This is a genomic window from Paraburkholderia sp. BR13439 (assembly GCF_040948805.1).
Lineage (GTDB): Bacteria > Pseudomonadota > Gammaproteobacteria > Burkholderiales > Burkholderiaceae > Paraburkholderia > Paraburkholderia youngii.
On sequence record NZ_JBFPKN010000013.1, the window covers coordinates 35081 to 56456 of the forward strand.

The following is a 21376-nucleotide window of genomic DNA, read 5'->3' on the forward strand; positions in this document are numbered from 1 at the left end:
CATCCGGCTCCCGGATGGGCATCGTCCATTCGGCCAGGGTCCGCTCGTCGCGCCGGCGGGTTAAACTCACGCCCTGAGCATCTACCGCAAGAAGACAGGAAGGATGGGCATTCAAACCGCAGCGGCCAACGACGTCGCACAACACACGCCGATGATGCAGCAGTACCTGCGCATCAAGGCGGAGCATCCGGGCACGCTGGTGTTCTACCGGATGGGCGACTTCTACGAACTCTTTTTCGACGACGCGGAAAAAGCCGCGCGTCTGCTCGACCTGACGCTCACGCAGCGCGGCGCATCGGCAGGCAATCCGATCAAGATGGCCGGCGTGCCGCATCACTCGGTCGAACAATATCTGGCCAAGCTCGTGAAGCTCGGCGAATCGGTCGCGATCTGCGAACAGATCGGCGACCCGGCCACCTCGAAAGGCCCGGTCGAGCGCAAGGTCATGCGCGTGGTCACGCCCGGCACGCTGACCGACGCCGCGCTGCTGTCCGACAAGAGCGACGTCTATCTGCTCGCGCTGTGCGTCGCGCACAATCGCCGCGGCGTCGCGACGAGCGTCGGTCTCGCGTGGCTCAATCTCGCGAGCGGTGCGCTGCGCCTCGCCGAAGTCGCGCCCGATCAGGTCGCCGCCGCGCTGGAGCGCATCCGTCCCGCGGAAATTCTGGTCGCCGATGCCGCCGCCGACTCGACCAGCTGGGCACCGCCTGTCAATGCCAGCGCGCTCAAGCGCGTGCCGGCCTGGCACTTCGATATCACGTCGGGCACGAAGCGCCTGTGCGATCAGCTCGAAGTCGCGAGCCTCGACGGCTTCGGCGCGCATTCGCTCGGCTGCGCGTGCGGCGCGGCCGGCGCGTTGTTGCTGTATGCGGCGTCTACGCAAGGCCAGCAGCTGCGTCACGTGCGCAGCCTGAAGGTCGAATCCGAATCCGAATACATCGGCCTCGATCCGGCCACGCGCCGCAACCTCGAACTCACGGAGACACTGCGCGGCACCGAATCGCCAACGCTGTGCTCGCTGCTCGACACCTGCTGCACGACAATGGGCAGCCGCCTGCTGCGTCACTGGCTGCATCATCCGCCGCGCGATTCGGCGGTGGCGCAAACACGCCAGCAGGCGATCGGCGCGTTGCTCGACGCACCGCCAAGCACCGATCTCGATACGTTGCGCAGCGCATTGCGGCAGATTTCCGACATCGAACGGATCACCGGACGTCTCGCGTTGCTGTCGGCGCGACCGCGCGATCTGTCGAGCCTGCGCGATACCTTCATCGCGCTGCCTGCTTTGCGCGCGCAGCTCGCGGCGGTGGCAGCGAACGCGGATTCGCTCGCGCGCATCGACGCGGCGCTCGAACCGCCGCACGCGTGCGTCGATTTGCTGAAGCTCGCGGTCGCGCAGGAGCCGGCCGCGATGGTGCGCGATGGCGGCGTGATCGCGCGTGGCTATGACGCCGAGCTCGACGAACTGCGCGATATTTCGGAGAACTGCGGACAGTTCCTGATCGATCTCGAAACACGCGAACGCGCACGCACCGGCATCAACAATCTGCGCGTCGAGTACAACAAGGTGCATGGCTTCTATATCGAAGTCACGCGCGGCCAGACCGACAAGGTGCCCGACGACTATCGCCGTCGGCAGACGCTGAAGAACGCCGAGCGCTACATCACTCCCGAGCTGAAAACCTTCGAGGACAAAGCGCTGTCCGCTCAGGAACGCGCGCTCGCGCGCGAACGCGCGCTGTACGACGCGTTGCTGCAAGCGTTGCTGCCGTTCATTCCCGACTGTCAGCGCGTCGCACTCGCGCTTGCCGAACTCGATCTGCTGGCCGCGTTCGGCGAACGCGCTCGCGCGCTCGACTGGGTTGCGCCGACGTTCTCGGCGAACGCCGGCATCGACATCGAGCAGGGGCGGCATCCGGTGGTCGAGGCGCAGGTCGAGCAGTTCATCGCCAACGATTGCACGCTCGCGACCGAGCGCAAGCTGCTGTTGATCACCGGTCCGAACATGGGCGGTAAGTCGACTTTCATGCGCCAGACCGCGTTGATCGCGCTGCTCGCATATGTTGGCAGCTACGTGCCGGCGCGGCGCGCGGCCTTCGGACCGATCGACCGTATCTTCACGCGCATCGGCGCGGCCGACGACCTCGCCGGCGGCCGCTCGACCTTCATGGTCGAGATGACCGAAGCCGCCGCGATCCTCAACGACGCGACGCCGCAAAGCCTCGTGCTGATGGACGAGATCGGCCGCGGCACATCGACGTTCGACGGCCTCGCGCTCGCGTGGGCGATCGCGCGTCACCTGCTATCCCACAACGGCTGCTACACGCTGTTTGCAACGCACTATTTCGAGCTGACGCAACTGCCCGCGGAGTTTCCGCACGCAGCCAACGTGCATCTGTCGGCGGTCGAGCATGGGCACGGCATCGTGTTCCTGCATGCTGTCAACGAAGGACCGGCCAATCAAAGTTACGGTCTGCAGGTCGCGCAACTCGCCGGCGTACCCAACGCGGTGATTCGCGCGGCGCGCAAGCATCTCGCGCATCTGGAACAGCAATCGGCCGCGCAGCCCGCGCCGCAACTCGATCTGTTTGCGACGCAGCCTGCCATGCTCGCCGAAGATGCGGACGACGACCTCGAGGCGGCGAGCGACGCGACGCCTGCGTCGCCCGCGATTCAGACGCTCGTCGAGCGTCTGCGCGGCATCGATCCGAACGATCTGCGGCCGCGCGAAGCGCTCGATCTGCTGTACGAACTGCATGAACTGGCCGTCGCGCCGGATGCGGGCCACTGACATGCGCAGACGCCCGCCGCGCCCGCGCGGGATTCGCGCGGCGCTGCGTCACGTGCTCGCACCGGCAGGGGGCATCGTCGTGCTCGCAATGGTGTGCGCTTGGGGCGCGCCGGCGCACGCCGAGGCCTCGCGCTTCGGGTTCGCGGTGATTTCCGGCACGATGCACAGCCCCGCCGACGAAGCCGCCACGCAACGGTTGCTCGATGCGATCGGCCGCGAGCGCGACGTGCGCTTCATCGTCTACGACGGCAATCTGAAGGGCCCGAAGGAAGTCTGTCGCGACGCGTTGTTCGAGCGCCGTCAGGCCTTGCTCGACAGCTCGCGCACTGCCCTCTTCTTTATCCCCGGCCAGCATGACTGGGCCGATTGCGGCACGGCGGAAGCCGGCGGCTTCGATCCAGTCGAACGGCTCGACCAGTTGCGTCAAACGCTGTTCGCCGATCCGACCTCGATGGGACAGAACCCGATCGCGTTGACGCGCGAGAGCGAGGTATCGCGCTTCCGTCCATTTCGCGAAAACGTGCGCTGGGTGGTCAAGGAAAAAGCGAATACCAAAGGCGGCGACGTCGTCTTCATCGGTTTGAACGCGCCGGGTCCGAACAATCACTACCTGAGCGCGGGCGGCCGCAACGGCGAGTTCGAAGATCGCGTGATCGCCAATGCATTCTGGCTCGAGCACGCGGCCGAATATGCGAAGCGCCGCGACGCGCGCGCGATGGTCGTATTCATTCAGGGTGATTTCGACCCGGAGCGCTATGAGCGACCCGAACGGTTCGCCTGGCTGCACTTTGCGCACAGTCCGCGCCGCGACGGCTTTCTCGAATTCAAGCGCAGTCTGGTCAAGCTCGCGCAGATTTTCCCCGGACCCGTGGTCGTCGTTCATGCAGACGACGAACGGCAGGCCGGAGCTTTCGTCATCGATCAGCCGCTACGCAACGACAAGGGGATGGTCGTGACGAACCTCACGCGCATTGCACTCGCGCCGCGTGATCGTCTCAACCAATGGATTCAGATAGAAGCGGACTTCGCCTGGAAGCCGCCGTTCAGAGTCACCGTGCGCGACGTGCCGAAGCAGATGCCGCTGCCCATCACGCCGCCGGTCTTGCCACCCGTATCGCCGCGTGACGAATCGGGCGCGTCGATGCCGGCTGCACCGGAGATGCCGAATGTGGAAGGGTTCGGGCCGGGGTCGGAATTGCCGCCCGTATTGCAGACACCTGGAGAGTCGCAGGACCAGCAGCCGCACATTCCGTCCGACCAGGGCGGCGGCGACTACGGGCCCGCGATCTCGATGCCGCCGGGGTCGATACTGCCAGCCTCGCCGGCGTTGCCGGCATCGGTGCCGCCTGCCCCCGCGACGACACCTCGCACGCCCGCAAGCTCAGTGCAGGGTCGGTTTTGAGTTGTCTTCTTCGTCCTCGTCTTCGTCGTCGTCGAGGACTTCGAGGCCGTCCGCGCCATGCGCGTGTTCGTGCTGGATTTCGTCTTCAGTTGCCGGACGCACGTCCTTGACGGTCAACGCGAAACGCAGCGCCATGCCGGCGAGCGGATGGTTGCCGTCGAGCACGACCTTGTCTTCGGCGACGTCGGTCACCACGTAGACCAGCGCATCGATTTCCTCGTCGCCATCTTCCGGGGTGCCTTCGAACTGCATGCCGACTTCAAGAGGTTCCGGGAAGCGATCGCGCGGCTCGATCTTCACAAGCTCGGGATCGTATTCGCCGAACGCGTCTTGCGGTTCGAGCTGGATCTGGGTTTCGAAGCCAGCCTCGTGGCCGTCGAGCTCTTCCTCGATCTTGGGGAACGTGCCATCATAGCCGCCGTGAAGATAGACCATCGGCTCTTCGCTTTCCTCGATCAGATTGCCTTGCGCATCCGACAGCTTGTACGCGACCGACACGACGGTGTTCTTTGCGATTTTCATTCGATTCTCCAGAATACAACTCACATTATACGATGCCCAGGCGGCCCACTCATCTCCCGGCCGATGCACATTCGGCAAGCAATTCGCCGTCTGCTGCAAAGCCGGCCACGCAGCCCATTCTTCCGCCCTCGCCCGACATTCCGACCGCACTGCTCGGCCATCTGAGCCCCTCGCAATTCATGCGCCGCTATTGGCAGAAAAAGCCATTGCTGATCCGTCAGGCGATTCCGGACGTCGAAGCGCCGCTGTCGCGCGACGAGTTGTTCGAGCTGGCCGATCAGGACGACGTCGAAGCGCGCCTGATCACGCACTTCCGCAACAAATGGCAGCTGGAGCACGGCCCGTTTGCGCCCGACGAACTGCCGTCCGTCAAACAGCGCGCGTGGACACTGCTCGTGCAGGGCGTGGACCTGCATGACGATCGCGCCCGCGCGTTGCTCGACCGTTTCCGCTTTGTGCCGGACGCGCGTCTCGACGACCTGATGATTTCGTATGCGACCGATGGCGGCGGCGTCGGTCCGCACTTCGATTCCTACGATGTGTTTCTTTTGCAAGTAAAAGGCAAGCGCCGCTGGCGTATTAGCGCGCAAAAAGACCTGACACTGCAGCCGGGCTTGCCGTTGAAAGTTTTACAGCATTTCGAGCACGATGAAGAGTGGGTGCTCGAGCCCGGCGACATGTTGTATCTGCCGCCGCACATCGCGCACGATGGCATCGCCGAGGGCGAATGCATGACCTGTTCGATTGGTTTTCGCGCCCCGTCCGAGACCGAGCTGACCGCGCAGTTCCTGTACCACCTGGCCGAGCGTGGAGAGGCCACCCGCAAGGCCGGCGCTCTCTACCGCGATCCACGGCAGGCCGCCGTCGAGCGGCCGGCCGAACTGCCCGCGGCGCTCGTCGAACGGGTGGGCGCGATGCTTGCTAAAGTGCGATGGAATGAGCAGGACATTGCGTCGTTCCTCGGTACGTATCTCAGCGAACCGAAGCCGAGTGTCGTCTTTGATCCGCCGCAACGGCCGCTCAACGAAGCCCGTTTCATCGGCGTCGCATCGAAATCCGGTCTACGGCTCGATCGCAAGACTAACCTGTTGTATGAACGTCGTTTTTTCTTCGTAAATGGAGAAGAAATGACGTGGAACGGTGCGAAAAGATGGCTGTTTGATCTCGCGAATCAGAGGTCCATGAGTGCGAAACGCTTTGTAACACTATCGCACGATTCATCTGTGACATCCCTGCTACACGAGTGGTATCGTGCGGGCTGGATACAGGTGGGCGAGCTTGCGTAACTCTGCCCACGTGCTATACCGTACAGTGAAATTTTGTATGAGAAAGACAACGTATTGACCCCGGATTTATCGACTGTCAGTACGAAAGTGCATATAATTTCCGCCCAAGCCGTAGGGAAGATTCCAGCTCTCGAAAGAGCATCTCCACCAGCGGCCCAGGTCGGTGTTGGAGCACATTACCGGTTTTATTTTGCGCTGTTGCTTACCTTTAAACCATAAAAGGACGTGATCATGAAGAAATCCCTCCTCGTAGCATCCCTGTTGGCAGCTGTGGCACTCGCTGCATGCAATAAGAGCGAACAAGCCGCTGCTCCGTCAGATGCTGCGTCCGCGCCTGCTGCCGCGTCCCCGGCAGAAGCAGCATCGCCGGCAGTCGCAGCATCCCCGGCAGAAGCAGCATCGCCCGCAGAAGCCGCATCCCCGGCTGAAGCCGCATCGCCGGCAGTCGCAGCATCGCCGGCTGCAGGCGCAAGCCAGTAAGCTGCGCTTGCTCGACGTTGCGACGGCTCCCGTCGCAGCTAACGTCGATGCGGGAGGCTGCTCAAACCAGCAGCCCCTGGCAAGCAGCATTAAAAAAGCCACGAATGCAAATTCGTGGCTTTTTTGTTTGCGATGCACCGCGCACGCGGCACACGTCGTTGGGTCGCCGCGTCACTTGAACGCAGCAACCGATCAAGACATTCAACCGCGTTCGACCGGTTCCTCGAAGAACTCCCGGACCACCTCTATCTCGCGGGTGCGTTTGAAGGGCGGCAGACTCTGCCAGATACGGCGGCCATACGGCTTATCGACGAGACGCGTATCGCAGATCATCAGCACGCCACGATCCGTCTCCGCGCGAATCAGCCGGCCCGCGCCCTGCTTCAGCGTGATCACGGCTTGCGGCAGCTGATGCACGGCGAACGGACTCAAGCCCTTCTTCGTCAGTGCGTCGAGCCGCGCGGCCAGCACGGGATCGTCTGGCGGCGCAAACGGCAGCTTGTCGATCACGACCAGCGACAGCGCGTCGCCGCGCACGTCCACGCCTTCCCAGAAGCTCTGACTGCCGACCAGAATCGCATTGCCGTACGCGCGAAAGCGATCGAGCAGTTCGGTGCGGCTCGCATCGCCCTGCACCAGCAGCGGATAGTCCCAGCCGCGCGACTCGATCGCGTCGCGCAGCTTCGCCGAGATACGGTCCACCGCGCGTAGCGTCGTGCACAGCATGAAGACGCCGCCACCCGATGCTTCGATCGCGGGCAATGCCGCATCGAACACGGCATCGGTGAACATCGGCGACGACGGCTGCGGCAGATTGCGCGGCACGTACAGAAGCCCTTGCGACGGATAGTCGAACGGACTCGGCAAGGTCATCGAGCGCTTCGAGTTCAAGCCCATCTGCGCCGCGTAATGCGTGAAGTCGCCCCGCACCGACAGCGTCGCCGATGTGAAGATCCACGCGCGCGGCACGCCGGCGCGCTGCTTCGCGAAAATCGGCGCAACCGACAACGGCGTTTCGTGCAACTGCACCGTGTGCGAGAACACCTCGATCCAGCGGACCTTTTCGTTCGGATCGGTGCGCTCGGCACCTGCGTCGCCTTCGCGTGTCGCAACCGCGTCGCGTTCCGCGCTCGTGGGGGGCGAGGTCCAGCCGCTCAGCACGTCCTGCAGCTCGCGCGCGCGACGCAGACACGCGCCCAGCGATTCGGCTCGCTCGGCCTGCCCCGCCAGCGCCGAGGCCAATGCGTCGAGTTCGGCTTCGAGCGTGTCGAGCGCGGGGAATAGCGGATGATCGTCGGGCAACTGGCCGATCGACAGACGCACCGTGTCTTCCTTGAACGCGAGCCGCACGTCGCGCGCGGCGCGCTCGAGCGTCGCGCCGAGCTTGACCCAATCGAGCGCATCGCGTGCGTGACCGAGGCCCTCGGCCACCGAATCGCGCGCGAGCTCCAGGAACTGAGCGGTCGATAGCGTCTCGCCGAAAAACAGCGTGGCGGTTTCGGGCAGTTGGTGCGCTTCGTCGAAGATGACCGTGTTCGCAGTGGGCAGCAACTCCGCCATGCCAGTATCGCGCAGCATGATGTCGGCGAAAAACAGATGGTGGTTGACCACCACGATATCGGCCTGCTGCGCTTCGCGGCGCGCCTGCATCACGAAGCAGTCCTTGTAGTGCGGACACTCCTGGCCGAGACAGTTGTCGCGCGTCGAGGTGACCATCGACCACACTTGCGCGGTCTCCGGCACGCTCGCCAGTTCGGCCTTGTCGCCGGTGCGCGTGATCTTCGCGAAGCGCACGATGTCCTGCAGATACGAGGTTTCCTGGCGCGACGGCAGACGGCCGTTGTCCGCGGTGCGTTGCAGGTAGTAATGGCACAGATAGTTCGCGCGGCCCTTCAGCATCGCGACCGACACCGGCACCGCGAGCGCGTCGCGCACGGTCGGAATGTCGCGCTGGAACAGCTGATCCTGCAGATGCTTGGTGCCGGTCGAGACGATCACCTTGCCGCCCCACAGCATGGCCGGCACTAGGTACGCATAGGTCTTGCCGGTGCCGGTTCCCGCTTCGACGATCAGCGTGTTCTCACCCGCATCGACACCGTCGGCTTCGGCGTTGCTGTCGGTCGACTCAGAGGCGGCCTCAGCGCCCGTCTGCTGCAGGCGCCGTGCCGGGCGCTTCTGCGCCTCGAACATCACGGGCTCGGGCATCGCGCGACCCGACGCCTCCATCGCCGCGGCAACCGCGCGCGCCATTTCGATCTGCGACGCACGGGGCCGATAACCGTCGATCTGCCGCGCGAGCAGACCGTTGTCGGCGAAGATGTCGTCGAGCTCGCTCGCGCGGCGCCGACTCAGCGACACACCTGGCACCGGTGCTGCCGCACGCGGCGACGGCGTGCCCGAAACAGATGCGTTGTCCGGCGCGGCCCGGGATGAAGTGTCATGCGATGAATTCAAGGCAAGCGTTCCTGCTAAGTCCGGCTCGCGCGCTGCGCGCCCCAGCACCTGCCAGGCCGCGAACTCAGGCGCGCGCGTCCGGTTCGAGCTGCAATTGCAGCAAGATGATGGTGTCCTTGACTTTGAGTTTGCGCTTTTTCAGGCGCTGCAACTCGAAGTCGTCGATGCCGGGTTCATCCGACATCCGGTCGATCAACCGGTCGAGTCCACTATGCTCCGATTCCAGTTGCAGAATGCGGTCGCGAAGTGTGTTTGCGTCGATGACGTGATGACGATCGCGCATGCTCGCCTCCTCTGGTCGGCGGCACCAACCGCGTGCGCGCGGTCCGATGCCTGAGGTTGCTGTCCGGCTCAAAACGCATTACGGCGACTACGGCGGCCGTGGCCACGACCGCAACGGCTCACTCTACGGCACTGCCACTACAGCACGCTTACTGTTGCTGTTGTTGCTGCTTTTGCTGCTCTTCGAGCTGTTGCTGCTTCAACTGGTCCTGACGCTTCTGCTCGGCCTTTTCGGCAGCCTGCTTTTGACGCGCTTCGACATCGAGCTTGTGCTGCGCGGCCTCGGCCTGCTTCCGCTCAAAATTCTCCTGTTTCTGCTGGCGCTCCACGGCCTGTTGCGCGCCCTGCCGACGCGCTTCCTCGAGCTTGCGCTGGTAGTCGCTCTGCTTCTGGTCGTAGGCCTTCTGATTGGCCGCCGACTGCGCCGGCGTGACACCACGCTGCGCCTGGTCGAGCGCGTGCTGGCGCTGCTTCTCTTCGTAGGCCTGCGCATTGGCCTCGCGCTGCGGTGCCGCGGCGTTGCGCTGCGCCTGCTCGAGCGCGTGCTGACGCTGCTTCTCTTCGTAGGCCTGCGCATTGGCTTCGCGCTGCGGCGCCTCGGCGTTGCGCTGCGCCTGATCGAGCGCGTGCTGACGCTGCTTTTCCTGATACGCCTGCTCGTTACGCGTGTCTTCGGCAGCGCGTTGCGGCGCTTCCGCCTCATTTTGCGCGCGCCGTAATGCTGTGCGTTCGTCGCGCTCGCGGGCGCGCTGCGCACGCTGCTCGGCGTCGAGCGCGAGCTGTTCCTTGCGGATGTCCGCCTGCACACTGCGCATCGCGTCGCGCGCACGATTCAGACAGTGATTGACGAAGAAGCGGCTGTAGCAGTTGTGTTGCGCGACAGCGAATTGATAGTTGTTGTCGTCGGTGCGCTGGTTGAGCACCTGTTGCCGTTCGTCGAACGACTTGTCCAGCGCGGCTGCATCACTCGCGCTTTGAAGGCTGCCGGCCGTTGCGGCGGCTTGCGGGCCCGAGGCCGCGACCGGCGCCGAACCTTGCGCGGGTGTCGCGCTCTGCGCCGCGGCCGGCACCGGCGCGGCAAGCGCTGCGGCGATCGCGCACGACGCGGCCGCCGTTACGAGCGACGGACCGAGCCAGCGCAACGAAACCAGCGGCAATTGAGACGAACCCCGAGACGAACCCGGCAGCGAACCTGACGCCAGCGAAGAGACCAGGCGGTTGAGGGACAAGGAGATTGGCAACGTCGTAGAGGGTCAACGGAACATGCCCGAAATTCTAACACCCCGCGGTTGAGCCCTTTGGCATTTATGGCAAAATGCCCCGCTCTAGCAACCTGGTCGCGGCGCACGCCCGGCCTGTCCCGAATTGCCGCCCGCGCGCGGCCCATCACTGAGTCCGCAGGAATACCAAGACCTTATGACGGAAACCGTAGCACTCAAGATCGTCCAGCGCATCGCCACCGAACTGTCCGTCCAGCCGCGCCAGGTCGCGGCCGCGGTGGAACTACTCGACGAAGGCGCGACCGTTCCGTTCATTGCCCGTTACCGCAAGGAAGTGACCGGCAATCTCGACGATACGCAACTGCGTAATCTCGAGGAACGCCTGCTCTATCTGCGCGAGCTGGAAGACCGGCGCGCGGCGATCATCGCGAGCATCGACGAACAGGGCAAGCTCACCGACGAGCTGCGCAGCGCGATCGAAGGCGCCGACAGCAAACAGGTGCTGGAAGACCTCTATCTGCCGTACAAGCCGAAGCGCCGCACGCGCGCGCAGATCGCGCGCGAAGCCGGTTTGCAGCCGCTCGCTGACGCGCTGCTCGGCAATCCGCTGCTCGATCCGCAAACCGAAGCCGCGGCGTACGTGGACGCCGAGAAAGGCGTCGCCGATGTGAAGGCCGCGCTCGACGGCGCGCGCGACATCCTCTCCGAGCAGTTCGGCGAAACCGCCGAACTGCTCGGCAAGCTGCGCGACTATCTGTTCAACCAGGGCGTGGTGTCGTCGAAGGTCGTGGAAGGCAAGGAAACGGCGGAGGAAGAGAAGTTCCGCGACTACTACGACTACGCCGAAACGATCCGCACGGTGCCGTCGCATCGCGCGCTCGCGCTGTTCCGCGGCCGCAATGCCGGCGTGCTGATGATCAAGCTGGGTCTCGGCGAAGAGCTCGACGCGCAGGTGCCGCATCCGGGTGAAGCGCTGATCGCGCGGCACTTCGGCATCGCCAATCAGAACCGCCCCGCCGACAAGTGGCTCTCCGATGTGTGCCGCTGGTGCTGGCGCGTGAAGGTGCAGCCGCACCTGGAAAACGAGCTGCTGACCAATCTGCGCGACGAAGCCGAACACGAAGCGATCCGCGTGTTCGCACGCAATCTGAAAGACCTGCTGCTCGCGGCGCCCGCTGGGCCGAAGGCCGTGATCGGTCTCGATCCGGGCTTGCGCACCGGCGTAAAAGTGGCGGTGGTCGACCGCACCGGCAAGGTGCTCGCGACCGACACGATCTACCCGCACGAGCCGCGCCGCGACTGGGACGGCTCGCTCGCGAAGCTCGCGCGCCTTGCCGCGCAAACGCAGGCCGAGCTGATCAGCATCGGCAACGGCACCGCGTCGCGTGAGACGGACAAGCTCGCGAGCGAGCTGATCGCGCGTCACCCGGAGCTGAAGCTGCAGAAGATCGTCGTGTCGGAAGCGGGCGCGTCGGTGTACTCGGCGTCCGAACTCGCGGCGAAGGAATTCCCCGACATGGACGTGTCGCTGCGCGGCGCGGTGTCGATCGCGCGACGTCTGCAGGACCCGCTCGCCGAGCTCGTGAAGATCGAGCCGAAGGCGATCGGCGTCGGCCAGTATCAGCACGACGTGAACCAGCGCGAACTCGCGCGCTCGCTCGACGCGGTCGTCGAAGACTGCGTGAACGCGGTCGGCGTCGATGCGAATACCGCGTCGGTCGCGCTGCTCGCACGGGTCTCGGGCTTGAACGCGACGCTCGCGCGCAACATCGTCGACTATCGCGATGCGAACGGGCCGTTCCCGTCGCGCGAGCATCTGCGTAAGGTGCCGCGTCTCGGCGACAAGACCTTCGAGCAGGCCGCCGGCTTCCTGCGCATCAACAACGGCGAGAATCCGCTCGACCGTTCGTCGGTGCACCCGGAAGCTTATCCGGTCGTCCAGCGCATTCTCGCGAAGATCAGCAAACAGGTTGGTGAAGTGCTCGGTAATCGCGACGCGTTGCGCGGACTGTCACCCACTGAATTCGTCGATGAACGCTTCGGTCTGCCAACCGTGCGCGATATCCTGGTCGAACTGGAAAAGCCGGGCCGCGATCCGCGTCCCGAGTTCAAAACCGCGACGTTCCGCGAAGGTGTCGAGAAGGTCAGCGACCTGATCCCGGGCATGGTGCTCGAAGGCGTCGTGACGAACGTCGCGGCGTTCGGCGCATTCATCGACGTCGGCGTGCATCAGGACGGTCTCGTGCACGTGTCGGCGATGTCGACGAAGTTCGTGAAGGACCCGCACGATGTCGTGAAGGCCGGTCAGATCGTCAAGGTCAAGGTGCTGGAGGTCGACGTGAAACGCCAGCGCATCGCGCTGACGATGCGTCTCGATGACGAACCCGGCGCGGCGGCCGCGCGCAGCGGCGGCGGTGCGCAGCAGGATCGCAGCGGCTCGGGCGGCCTCAACCGCGGCGGAGCGGGACGCGGCGCGCCGCAGCGCTCGCGCGAACCGGAGCCGGGCGGCGCGATGGCGGCCGCGTTTGCCAAGCTCAAGCAGAAGTGAGCGTGTCGGACCGGTGTACGTCGTTGGACGTGCTCCGGTCCGTTACATGACTGCGTCGCGCGCTCAACCGCTTACACGCACGCGCGCATGAATCAAAAGCCCACGCATTGCGTGGGCTTTTTGTTGGCGCTCCCGCACGTCACGCGCGGGCCGTCAAATCTCGATCTTCGTCCCCAGTTCCACGACCCGGTTAGCCGGGATGCTGAAGAAGTCGGTCGGCTTGGCGGCGTTCTGATGCATCCACGCGAACACACGCTCGCGCCACACCGACATGCCCGGCAATTGCGTCGGCACCACCGTTTCGCGCGCGAGAAAGAACGACGTGTCCATCAATTCGAACGTCATGTCGTGCGAGCGGCCGACGTCGAGCAGCACCGCCTTCACGTCGGGCGTTTCGTTAAAACCGTAGGCTGCCTTCACCAGCCACAGGCCGCCGTTCATGTCCTTCACGGTCACGCGATCGGAGTCTTTCACATACGGAATGTCGCGCGTGACGAAGGTCAGGAAGATCGTGCGCTCGTGCAGCACCTTGTTGTGCTTCAGGTTATGCAGCAGGCTCACCGGCACCAGCGAATCGCTGCCGGTCAGATAGATCGCGGTGCCCGACACGCGATGCGGCGGATGCGCGAGCAGGCCTTGCAGGAACGGCATCAGCGGAATACCGTCGGCGGCCGTGCGTTCCTTCACGATCATCCTGCCCTTGAACCACGTCATCAGCAGGAAGAACAGCAAGCCGCCGATGCACAGCGGCAACCAGCCGCCCTCTTCGACTTTCAGCAGATTCGCGCCGAAAAAGCCGAGGTCGACCACCAGGAACACGCCGATAATGAGTCCGACGAGCAGTTTGTTCCAGTTCCACACCTTCACCATCACGACGCACGCGAGGATCGTCGTGATCACCATCGTTGCCGTCACCGCGATACCGTACGCGGCCGCCAGATTGTCGGAGCTCTTGAACGCGATCACGATGCAAAGGATGATGAACAGCAGCATCCAGTTCACGACCGGCACATAGATTTGCCCGATCGCGAGTTCGGACGTGTGCAGGACCTTCATGCGCGGCACGTAGCCGAGCTGGATCGCCTGGCTCGTCAGCGAGTACGCGCCCGAAATCACCGCCTGCGACGCGATCACCGTCGCAACCGTCGACAGCACGACGAGCGGCAACAGCGCCCAGTCCGGCGCGAGCAGGAAGAACGGATTTTCGATCGCCTTCGAATCGTGCATCAGCAACGCGCCCTGGCCGAAGTAGTTCAGCACCAGCGACGGCATCACGAGCACGTACCACGCCATGCGGATCGGCTTCGCGCCGAAGTGGCCCATGTCCGCGTACAGCGCTTCGGCGCCGGTCAGGACCAGCACGACCGAGCCGAGCACCACGTAGGCCTGCAGCACGTGCGCGGCCATGAAGGTGTACGCGTAGTACGGATTGAGCGCGCGGATCACGTTCGGCGACTGCATGATGTGCCACAGGCCGAGCAAGGCAAGCACGAGGAACCACAGCATCATGATCGGCCCGAACAGACGGCCGACCGTGGCGGTGCCGTGCCGCTGGATCCAGAACAGCACGATCAGGATCACGATGGTCAGCGGAATCACCAGATGCGACAGATGCGGCGCGGCGATTTCCAGACCTTCGACCGCCGAGATCACCGAGATCGCTGGCGTGATCACCGCGTCGCCGTAAAACATGCAGGCGCCGAAGATGCCGAGCATCATCAGCAGGCCGGCCATTTTCGATTTCTGATCGACCGAGCGCAACGCCAGCGCCATCAGCGCGAGGACGCCGCCCTCGCCGTTGTTGTCGGCGCGCATCACGAACAGCACGTACTTGACGCCGACTACGATCATGATTGCCCAGAACAGCAGCGAGATCACGCCCAGGATCGACTGATCGGTCAACGGGATACCGTGCGACGGACTGAAAGCTTCCTTCAGCGAGTACAACGGACTCGTACCGATGTCGCCGAACACCACTCCGATCGCGGCAATCGCAAGGGAAGTAAGCGGCTGTTTGTGTTCGTGGTTGTTATCTGTCATGGACGCGAGGAAATCCGTTCCGGGCGGAAAAAACGCCCGCTATTTTAAACTGCCCTTCCGGTACCGCCCGGCTTGTTGTGGATACGCTACGTGGATGTCCGCGCAGTGTAGCACTGCGATATGGACGCGTCTGCCGCGGGGCGGGCGCCCCCGCGCGGCGTGTGGGGCGCATAAAAAACGGAGCCCGACTGGGCTCCGTTTTGTGACACCGCGATGCCGCGCGCGGCCTTGCGTTAATTGCCCGACGCCTCCTCGGCCTGGGCAATGCCGCGCTTGATCCACGCGCCGAGGTTATGCGGACGCACCGTGTCCCACTCCTCGAACGGCTGATGAATCCACGGGTTGGTCGGCAGATACTGCACGTGATAATCGGGCTTCACCTTCGAGCAGCCCTTGTACCACAGCACCGCTGAGCGCACCGCAGTGATGGCCGGATAGCGTTCCTTCAGATGCTGCTGCACGCGCGCGAGCGTGACACCCGAATCGACGAGGTCGTCGACGAGCAGCACGTTGCCGTGCAGTTCGCCGCGCGTCATCGTGATGTATTGCGCGATGTCGAGTTCGCCCTGCTGTGTGCCGGCCGCCTCGCGATACGAGCTCGTTGCGAGAATGGCCAGCGGCAGATCGTAGATGCGCGATAGCTGGTCGCCGACGCGCAGACCGCCGCGCGCGAGGCACAGGATCTTGTCGAACTTCCAGCCCGATTCGTGCACGGCAAGTGCGAGCACCTCGATCAGCCGGTGATATTCGTCCCAGCCGACCCACAGGTTCTTGTCGTCGTTACGCGGATCTTTCATCGCGATCATCGGTACACCTTGCATCACTTAAACCTTGAACGGATGACGCAGCAGAATCGTTTCGTCGCGATCCGGACCGGTGGACACCATGTCGATCGGAATGCCCGCGACTTCCTGCACGCGCGTCAGATACGCACGCGCGTTGGCGGGCAGCTTGTCCCATTCCTTGATGCCGACCGTGCTTTCCTTCCAGCCCGCGAAGGTTTCGTAGACCGGTACGCAGCGCGCGACTTCCGTCGCGCCGCGCGGCAGCAGATCGACGTTCTGTCCGTCGACCGTATAGCCGACGCACAGCTTCACCTCGTCGAGACCGTCGAGCACGTCGAGCTTGGTCATGCACAGACCCGTCACGCCGTTGATCTGGATCGAGCGGCGCAGCGCCGAGACGTCGAGCCAGCCGGTGCGGCGCGGACGGCCGGTGACCGAGCCGAATTCCTTGCCGACCGTGGCGAGCTCGAGGCCGATCGGGTCTTGACGCGAGGTATTGTCCGCATCGTACAGTTCGCTCGGGAACGGGCCCGAACCAACACGCGTGCAGTACGCCTTGGTGATGCCGAGGATGTAGTTGAGCTTCTGCGGACCGACGCCCGCGCCCGCTGTCGCGGCACCCGCGACGCAGTTGCTCGACGTGACGAACGGATAGGTGCCGTGATCGATGTCGAGCAGCGTGCCCTGCGCGCCTTCGAACAGCAGATTGCCGCCGTTCGCGTTGACGTCGTACAGGCGGCGCGACACGTCGGTGACCATCGGCTTCAGACGGTCGGCGTAGCTCAGCATCGTGTCGAGCGTTTGCTGGAAGTCGACCGCGGCTACACCGAGGTACTGCGTGAGCACGAAGTTGTGGTAGTCGAGGTTTTCGCGCAGGCGCTCGGCGAAGGCTGGCGCGTCGAACAGGTCCTGCACGCGCAGGCCGCGGCGCGCGACCTTGTCTTCATATGCCGGGCCGATGCCGCGGCCGGTCGTGCCGATCTTGCTCGCGCCGCGGCGCGCTTCGCGGCCCTGGTCGATCGCGATGTGATACGGCAGGATCAGCGTGGTGGCTTCGGAAATGAACAGACGCTTCTGGACGTCGATGCCGGCGGCTTCGAGTTCGCCGATTTCCTTGAACAGCGCTTCCGGCGACAACACGACGCCATTGCCGATATAGCACGCGACGCCGGCATGCATGATGCCCGACGGAATCAGACGCAAGATGGTTTTCTTGCCGCCGATGATAAGCGTGTGACCGGCATTGTGACCGCCCTGGAAGCGAACGACGCCCTGAGCGTGGTCCGTCAGCCAGTCGACGATCTTGCCCTTGCCCTCATCACCCCATTGGGTCCCCACGACGACGACGTTGCGCCCGGGGTTCACATTCACTGCGCTGGCAGACATGTTGTTTCGTAAGCTGGTTAAAAACGTATTTTACCTAGGTTCGCGGAAGCTTCCGGAATTTTTCCGTTTCCGCTCAACGGTATGCACGTTATGTTGAGTTTTGCGAGGGATGCGCGGCCGCGAAAAGTCGCTCGACCGCGCCCGGTTCGGGCGATGGTTGCACCGCCCTGTAGCGAGCGCCGGAAACGTGTTCCCGGCGGAGTCGATCGGAACGCGCGGCTCAAGCGCGCGGTTCGACCACCCATGCGCCATTGCGCTCGACCAGCATGCGGTCGAACGCGAATTCATCGAGATCGTGCTTGTGGCCAGGCAGCGCCTGGATCACCACTTCGCCACCGTCACGCAATGCCGCGACCGCCACGCGCAATGCCTCGTCGTGCCGCCACGGCGCGAGGATCGCGCTGCTGCGCGCTTCGATCGGCGAGATTCGCGCGACTTCACGCAGATCCAGCGAAAAGCCGGTTGCCGCGCGGGCGCGGCCATAGGCCTGGCCGACGTGGTCGTAACGGCCGCCGCGCGCCACCGCGTTCGGCACGCCGTCCACGTAAGCGGAGAACATCACGCCACTGTGGTACGCGTAGCCGCGCAGATCGGCGAGGTCGATCATCACTTCGGCGCTGTCGACCTGGCTCGCGAGGAACGCGAGGTCGTCGAGCGCGCGGGCGATCGCCGGCGAATTCGGCAGACGCGCGCGGGCCTCTTCGAGCACCGAAGCGTCGCCGTACAAAGTGGGCAGCGCGCGCAGCGCATCGCGAATCACCGGCGAGAATTGCGCGGTCATCTCGACGAGGCGAGGCACGTCCTTGCCGGCCAGTGCGTCGTAGAGCGCCTGGCCGAGTTCCTCGGCGGCCGGCTCGGCTTCGATCAGCGCCGCCAGCACGCCCGCGTGACACAGGTCCAGACGCACCTTCGCGAGGCCGGCGAGACGCAGTGCGTCGAGCATCAGCTGCTGGATTTCGAGGTCCGCTTCGAGGCCCGCGTGGCCGTAGATTTCCGCACCGATCTGGATCTGCTCACGCGTCGCATGCAGGCCGCGCGGCCGCGTATGCGCGACATTGCCCGCGTAGCAAAGACGCGTGACGCCCTGGCGGTTCAGCAGATGCGCGTCGATACGCGCGACCTGTGGCGTGATGTCGGCGCGCAGACCGAGCGTGCGGCCCGACAGTTGATCGACGAGCTTGAAGGTGCGCAGATTCAGGTCCTGCCCACCGCCCGTCAGCAACGACTCGAGGTATTCGAGCAGCGGCGGCATCACCATCTCGTAGCCGTACGAGCGGAAACGGTCCAGCAAATGACGCCGCAATTCTTCGATCTTGCGGGCCTCCGACGGCAGCACGTCGGCGATATTCTCAGGAAGCAACCAGGTCGACATCGATACAGTCCTACGGCGTTGAACACGGCGTCTTGTAGCGCCGATGATGAGTGTGAATGGCGTATAGCGGCTTGATTCTGGCGGCTGACACCGACGCTCGGGCGGCGTTTTGCGGCTCGCGCGCGACGCGCTGCGGCCTGACCGGAACAGTCGGCGTTTCGCTCGGGCGGGTGAAACACGCCGCAGCACGCAGCGTTCGTCAGACAAGCAAGCCGGCTTCAGGTCGCGATGAACAGCAGAACCAGCCCGAGCAACATCACGATGAGCCCACCGACACGAATCTGATGCGCCGGTCGTTCCGCTATTTTACGGAACGTGTCGCGCCAGGCGCTCGGAAAAACGAACGGAAACATCCCCTCGATAATCAGCATCAGCGCGATCGCGAGCAATAACGAGCCAGCTATGTCCATGCGAGTGAAGCGGCCGCGATGCGGATGCCGCGGCCTTCGGTAATCAGCGTTTGTGCGCAGCAGGCGCGGAAGCGTCCGGGGCGACGCCGCCGGTCGGGCTACGCATGAAGCGGAAGAACTCGCTACTGGAGTCGACCACGATCAGATCGCCCGGTTTGAAGGTCTTCCGGTACGCCTGCATGCTTTGATAAAACTGATAGAACTGCGGGTCCTTGCCGAACGCTTCGGCGGCGATCTCCGCGGCCTTCGCATCGCCTTCGCCGCGAATGCCTTGGGCCTGGGCGAGGCCGTCGGCGAGCACCGCCTGCTGCTTCGCGAGCGCGTCAGCGCGGATCTGGTTCGCTTCGGCGGCGCCCTTCGCGCGCTCGTCCGCTGCGACCTGCTGGCGCGCGGCAATCATGCGCTTGAACACCGAGTCGGCCACCGCCGCCGGGAAATCGACGCGCGTGAGCTGCACATCCACTACCGACACGCCGAGCGATGCCGCGCTCTTGTCCATCGCACCGCGCGCCTCTTCGGCGACCGCCTGCTGTTTCGCGAGCGCGTCTGATAGTGTGAACTTGCCGAACGCGTCGCCGAGCGCGCCGCGCGACAGCAGCGCGAGCCGGTCGGGCAGGCTCTGCGGATCGCCTTTCGTCTCGGCGATCAGCTTCAGCGGATCGGTCACACGGAACTTGACGACCGGGTTGACCAGCAGATCGGTTTTGTCGGACGTGACGTAATGATCTTCGTCGGGTGCGTCGAGCGACTGGATGCGATTGTCGACGAAAGTCACCGTTTGCAACGGCGGCGGCAGCTTCACGTGCAGCCCTGGGCCGAGCAGCGTGGGCACGGCGTCGCCGCGGGCGGACAACACGGCCATATGCCGTTGATCGACGACGAACACCATCGACGATGCCGCGAACAGCACGATGACGACGGCGACGACGAGCGCAATGATTCGGTTCATATTCTCGTGCGCTCCTTATTGAGCGTCTTCTTCGCGCATGCGATTGCGGAATGCTTCGCGCGAACGCAGCGACGCGGCGCTCGGCCGGCTCGCCGGCGCAGGCGCGGAAGCGGCGGGGCCGGATGCGCCCTCGGCGGCGGAGCCCGCCGCGGCACCGGTCTCAGCGGCCGACGCAGCCGACGGCGCAGCCGCGCTCGCCGCTTGTGGCGCGCCCGCGACAGCTGGACCCGAAGCGGCGGCGCCCGCGGCCGCGGCCTGACGCTCGCGGTTCTGCTCGACGAGCCTGTCGAGCGGCAGATACAGCACGTTATTGCCGTTCTTCGCGTCGACGAACACCTTGGTCGCGTTCGCGTAAATCTGCTGCATGGTTTCCATGTACAGGCGGAAGCGCACGAGGGCCGGCGCCTTCGCATATTGCGCGTAGACCTGCTTGAAGCGCTCGGCCTCGGCCTGCGCCTGCGCGACCGTGCTCTGGCTGTAGGTCTTGGCTTCCTGGACCTGACGATCGACGTCGGCTTGCGCGCGCGGCACGAGCTCGGCGGCATAAGCCTGCGCATCGCGTTTCGCGCGTTCGTTTTCGTCGTGCACCTTCGCAGCGTCGGCGAACGCGGGTTGCACCTGCTCGGGCACCTGCACGCTCTGAATCGTCACACCCGTGACTCCGAGACCGGACTGATACTGATCGAGCGATTGCTGGATCGACGCGATCAGCTGCTGGCGCAGTGTTTCGTGATCCTGATCGAGAATATCGCTGGTGCTGTGCGCTCCGACGATGCCGCGCACCGCCGCCTGCGCGGCATGCATCACGCTCTGATCGGGATCGACGCTGCGAAACAGAAAGTCGTTGGGCTTACGCACCTGGTACTGCACGGCGAAGCGCACGTCGACGATGTCGCCGTCGTGCGTGAGCATCGAGGCGTCCTTCACGTTGGCGAGACGCACCACGTTGCTACGGCCGATCTCGACCTGGCGGATCTGGCCGACGTTGACGAACTCATGGGACTCGAACGGATACGGCAGACGCCAGTGCACGCCCTGCGCCGCGGTATAGCGATACTTGCCGAACTGCAGCACGACGGCCGCCTGGCCATCCTGTACGACAAACACGCCGCTGCCGAGATAGATTGCGATCAGCACGCCGATTACGATGCCGACGCCGAGGCGAGCGCCGCGGCCGTTGTCCGGACGGCCGCCGCCGACACCGCCGCCCTTGCGCCCGAAAATCCGGGACAGACGGCGATTGAAATCTCGCCACATTTCGTCGAGATCGGGCGGACCTTCACCGTCGCGCCCCGGTCGCTTCGGATCGTTCGGCCGTTGCCGGTCGCCGTTGCCGTCGCCCCGGCCCCAACGCGGATCGTTCAGTGAAAGCGAGGCGCGCATACGCAGCCAGATACTCCGCTCGTTGTAATCGTTCACCTGTGTTCGTTCACCAGAGTAGACAGCGGG

At 64.5% G+C, this 21376-nt stretch carries 16 protein-coding genes; 5 read left to right on the forward strand and 11 right to left on the reverse strand.

Translation table 11 applies throughout. The annotated features are described in order from the left end of the window. Nucleotides 1–103 precede the first annotated feature (103 nt). Together mutS and AB3X96_RS24315 are read left to right on the forward strand one after the other, a co-directional pair. Complete coding sequence (gene mutS / locus AB3X96_RS24310) at nt 104–2791, forward strand: DNA mismatch repair protein MutS (RefSeq protein ID WP_368591741.1); 2688 nt, start codon at nt 104–106, stop codon at nt 2789–2791. Further along, entirely contained in the window at nt 2778–4193 is a 1416-nt protein-coding gene (locus tag AB3X96_RS24315) for a hypothetical protein (RefSeq protein WP_368591868.1), read from the forward strand. Before mutS ends, AB3X96_RS24315 begins: the two co-directional genes overlap by 14 nt. Here the strand turns inward: AB3X96_RS24315 and AB3X96_RS24320 are convergent. Continuing rightward, nucleotides 4173–4715: a peptidylprolyl isomerase gene (locus AB3X96_RS24320; protein ID WP_129959440.1), complete on the reverse strand. Its 543-nt coding sequence runs from the start codon at nt 4713–4715 to the stop codon at nt 4173–4175. The two genes, AB3X96_RS24315 and AB3X96_RS24320, sit on opposite strands and share 21 nt — an antisense overlap. Before the next feature lie 32 nt (nt 4716–4747). Here AB3X96_RS24320 and AB3X96_RS24325 point away from each other — a divergent pair, with 32 nt between their 5' ends. Both AB3X96_RS24325 and AB3X96_RS24330 read left to right on the forward strand, forming a co-directional pair. After that, complete coding sequence (locus AB3X96_RS24325) at nt 4748–6001, forward strand: cupin domain-containing protein (RefSeq protein ID WP_368591742.1); 1254 nt, start codon at nt 4748–4750, stop codon at nt 5999–6001. A 231-nt stretch (nt 6002–6232) separates the two neighbouring features. Continuing rightward, nucleotides 6233–6481 (forward strand): hypothetical protein, encoded by a 249-nt coding sequence (locus AB3X96_RS24330; RefSeq protein ID WP_035491217.1) that lies wholly within the window; start codon nt 6233–6235, stop codon nt 6479–6481. Between the two features lie 201 nt (nt 6482–6682). Here the strand turns inward: AB3X96_RS24330 and AB3X96_RS24335 are convergent, their stop codons facing one another. The 3 genes from AB3X96_RS24335 to AB3X96_RS24345 all read right to left on the reverse strand — a co-directional run bounded on the left by AB3X96_RS24335 (nt 6683) and on the right by AB3X96_RS24345 (nt 10359). Further along, nucleotides 6683–8935 (reverse strand): ATP-dependent DNA helicase, encoded by a 2253-nt coding sequence (locus AB3X96_RS24335; RefSeq protein ID WP_368591743.1) that lies wholly within the window; start codon nt 8933–8935, stop codon nt 6683–6685. A 64-nt stretch (nt 8936–8999) separates the two neighbouring features. Further along, a complete protein-coding gene (locus AB3X96_RS24340; protein ID WP_013089766.1) occupies nt 9000–9218 on the reverse strand; it encodes a DUF465 domain-containing protein in 219 nt (72 codons plus the stop codon). A gap of 148 nt (nt 9219–9366) precedes the next feature. Then, entirely contained in the window at nt 9367–10359 is a 993-nt protein-coding gene (locus tag AB3X96_RS24345; RefSeq protein ID WP_368591869.1) for a hypothetical protein, read from the reverse strand. A gap of 274 nt (nt 10360–10633) precedes the next feature. On the opposite strand from AB3X96_RS24345, the gene AB3X96_RS24350 reads away from it, so the two are divergent. Further along, nucleotides 10634–12985 (forward strand): Tex family protein, encoded by a 2352-nt coding sequence (locus AB3X96_RS24350; RefSeq protein ID WP_368591744.1) that lies wholly within the window; start codon nt 10634–10636, stop codon nt 12983–12985. 153 nt (nt 12986–13138) lie between these two features. Here AB3X96_RS24350 and AB3X96_RS24355 read toward each other — a convergent pair whose 3' ends face one another. The 7 genes from AB3X96_RS24355 to hflK form a co-directional block, all read right to left on the reverse strand. Continuing rightward, nucleotides 13139–15025: a potassium transporter Kup gene (locus tag AB3X96_RS24355; protein ID WP_368591745.1), complete on the reverse strand. Its 1887-nt coding sequence runs from the start codon at nt 15023–15025 to the stop codon at nt 13139–13141. Nucleotides 15026–15258: 233 nt separating this feature from the next. Next, nucleotides 15259–15831, reverse strand: coding sequence for a phosphoribosyltransferase (locus AB3X96_RS24360; RefSeq protein ID WP_013089770.1), 573 nt, complete (start codon nt 15829–15831; stop codon nt 15259–15261). A gap of 18 nt (nt 15832–15849) precedes the next feature. Continuing rightward, a complete protein-coding gene (locus AB3X96_RS24365) occupies nt 15850–17196 on the reverse strand; it encodes an adenylosuccinate synthase (protein WP_368591746.1) in 1347 nt (448 codons plus the stop codon). A 220-nt stretch (nt 17197–17416) separates the two neighbouring features. Continuing rightward, nucleotides 17417–18568, reverse strand: a complete 1152-nt coding sequence (locus AB3X96_RS24370) for an ATP phosphoribosyltransferase regulatory subunit (protein ID WP_368591747.1) — start codon at nt 18566–18568, stop codon at nt 17417–17419. 218 nt (nt 18569–18786) lie between these two features. Further along, nucleotides 18787–18978 carry a DUF2065 domain-containing protein gene (locus AB3X96_RS24375; protein ID WP_176108229.1) on the reverse strand — a complete coding sequence of 64 codons (192 nt, stop codon included), beginning with the start codon at nt 18976–18978 and terminating at the stop codon, nt 18787–18789. 43 nt (nt 18979–19021) lie between these two features. Further along, nucleotides 19022–19927 (reverse strand): protease modulator HflC, encoded by a 906-nt coding sequence (gene hflC, locus AB3X96_RS24380; RefSeq protein WP_176108228.1) that lies wholly within the window; start codon nt 19925–19927, stop codon nt 19022–19024. 15 nt (nt 19928–19942) lie between these two features. Then, entirely contained in the window at nt 19943–21346 is a 1404-nt protein-coding gene (gene hflK / locus AB3X96_RS24385; RefSeq protein WP_368591748.1) for an FtsH protease activity modulator HflK, read from the reverse strand. Nucleotides 21347–21376 lie beyond the last annotated feature (30 nt).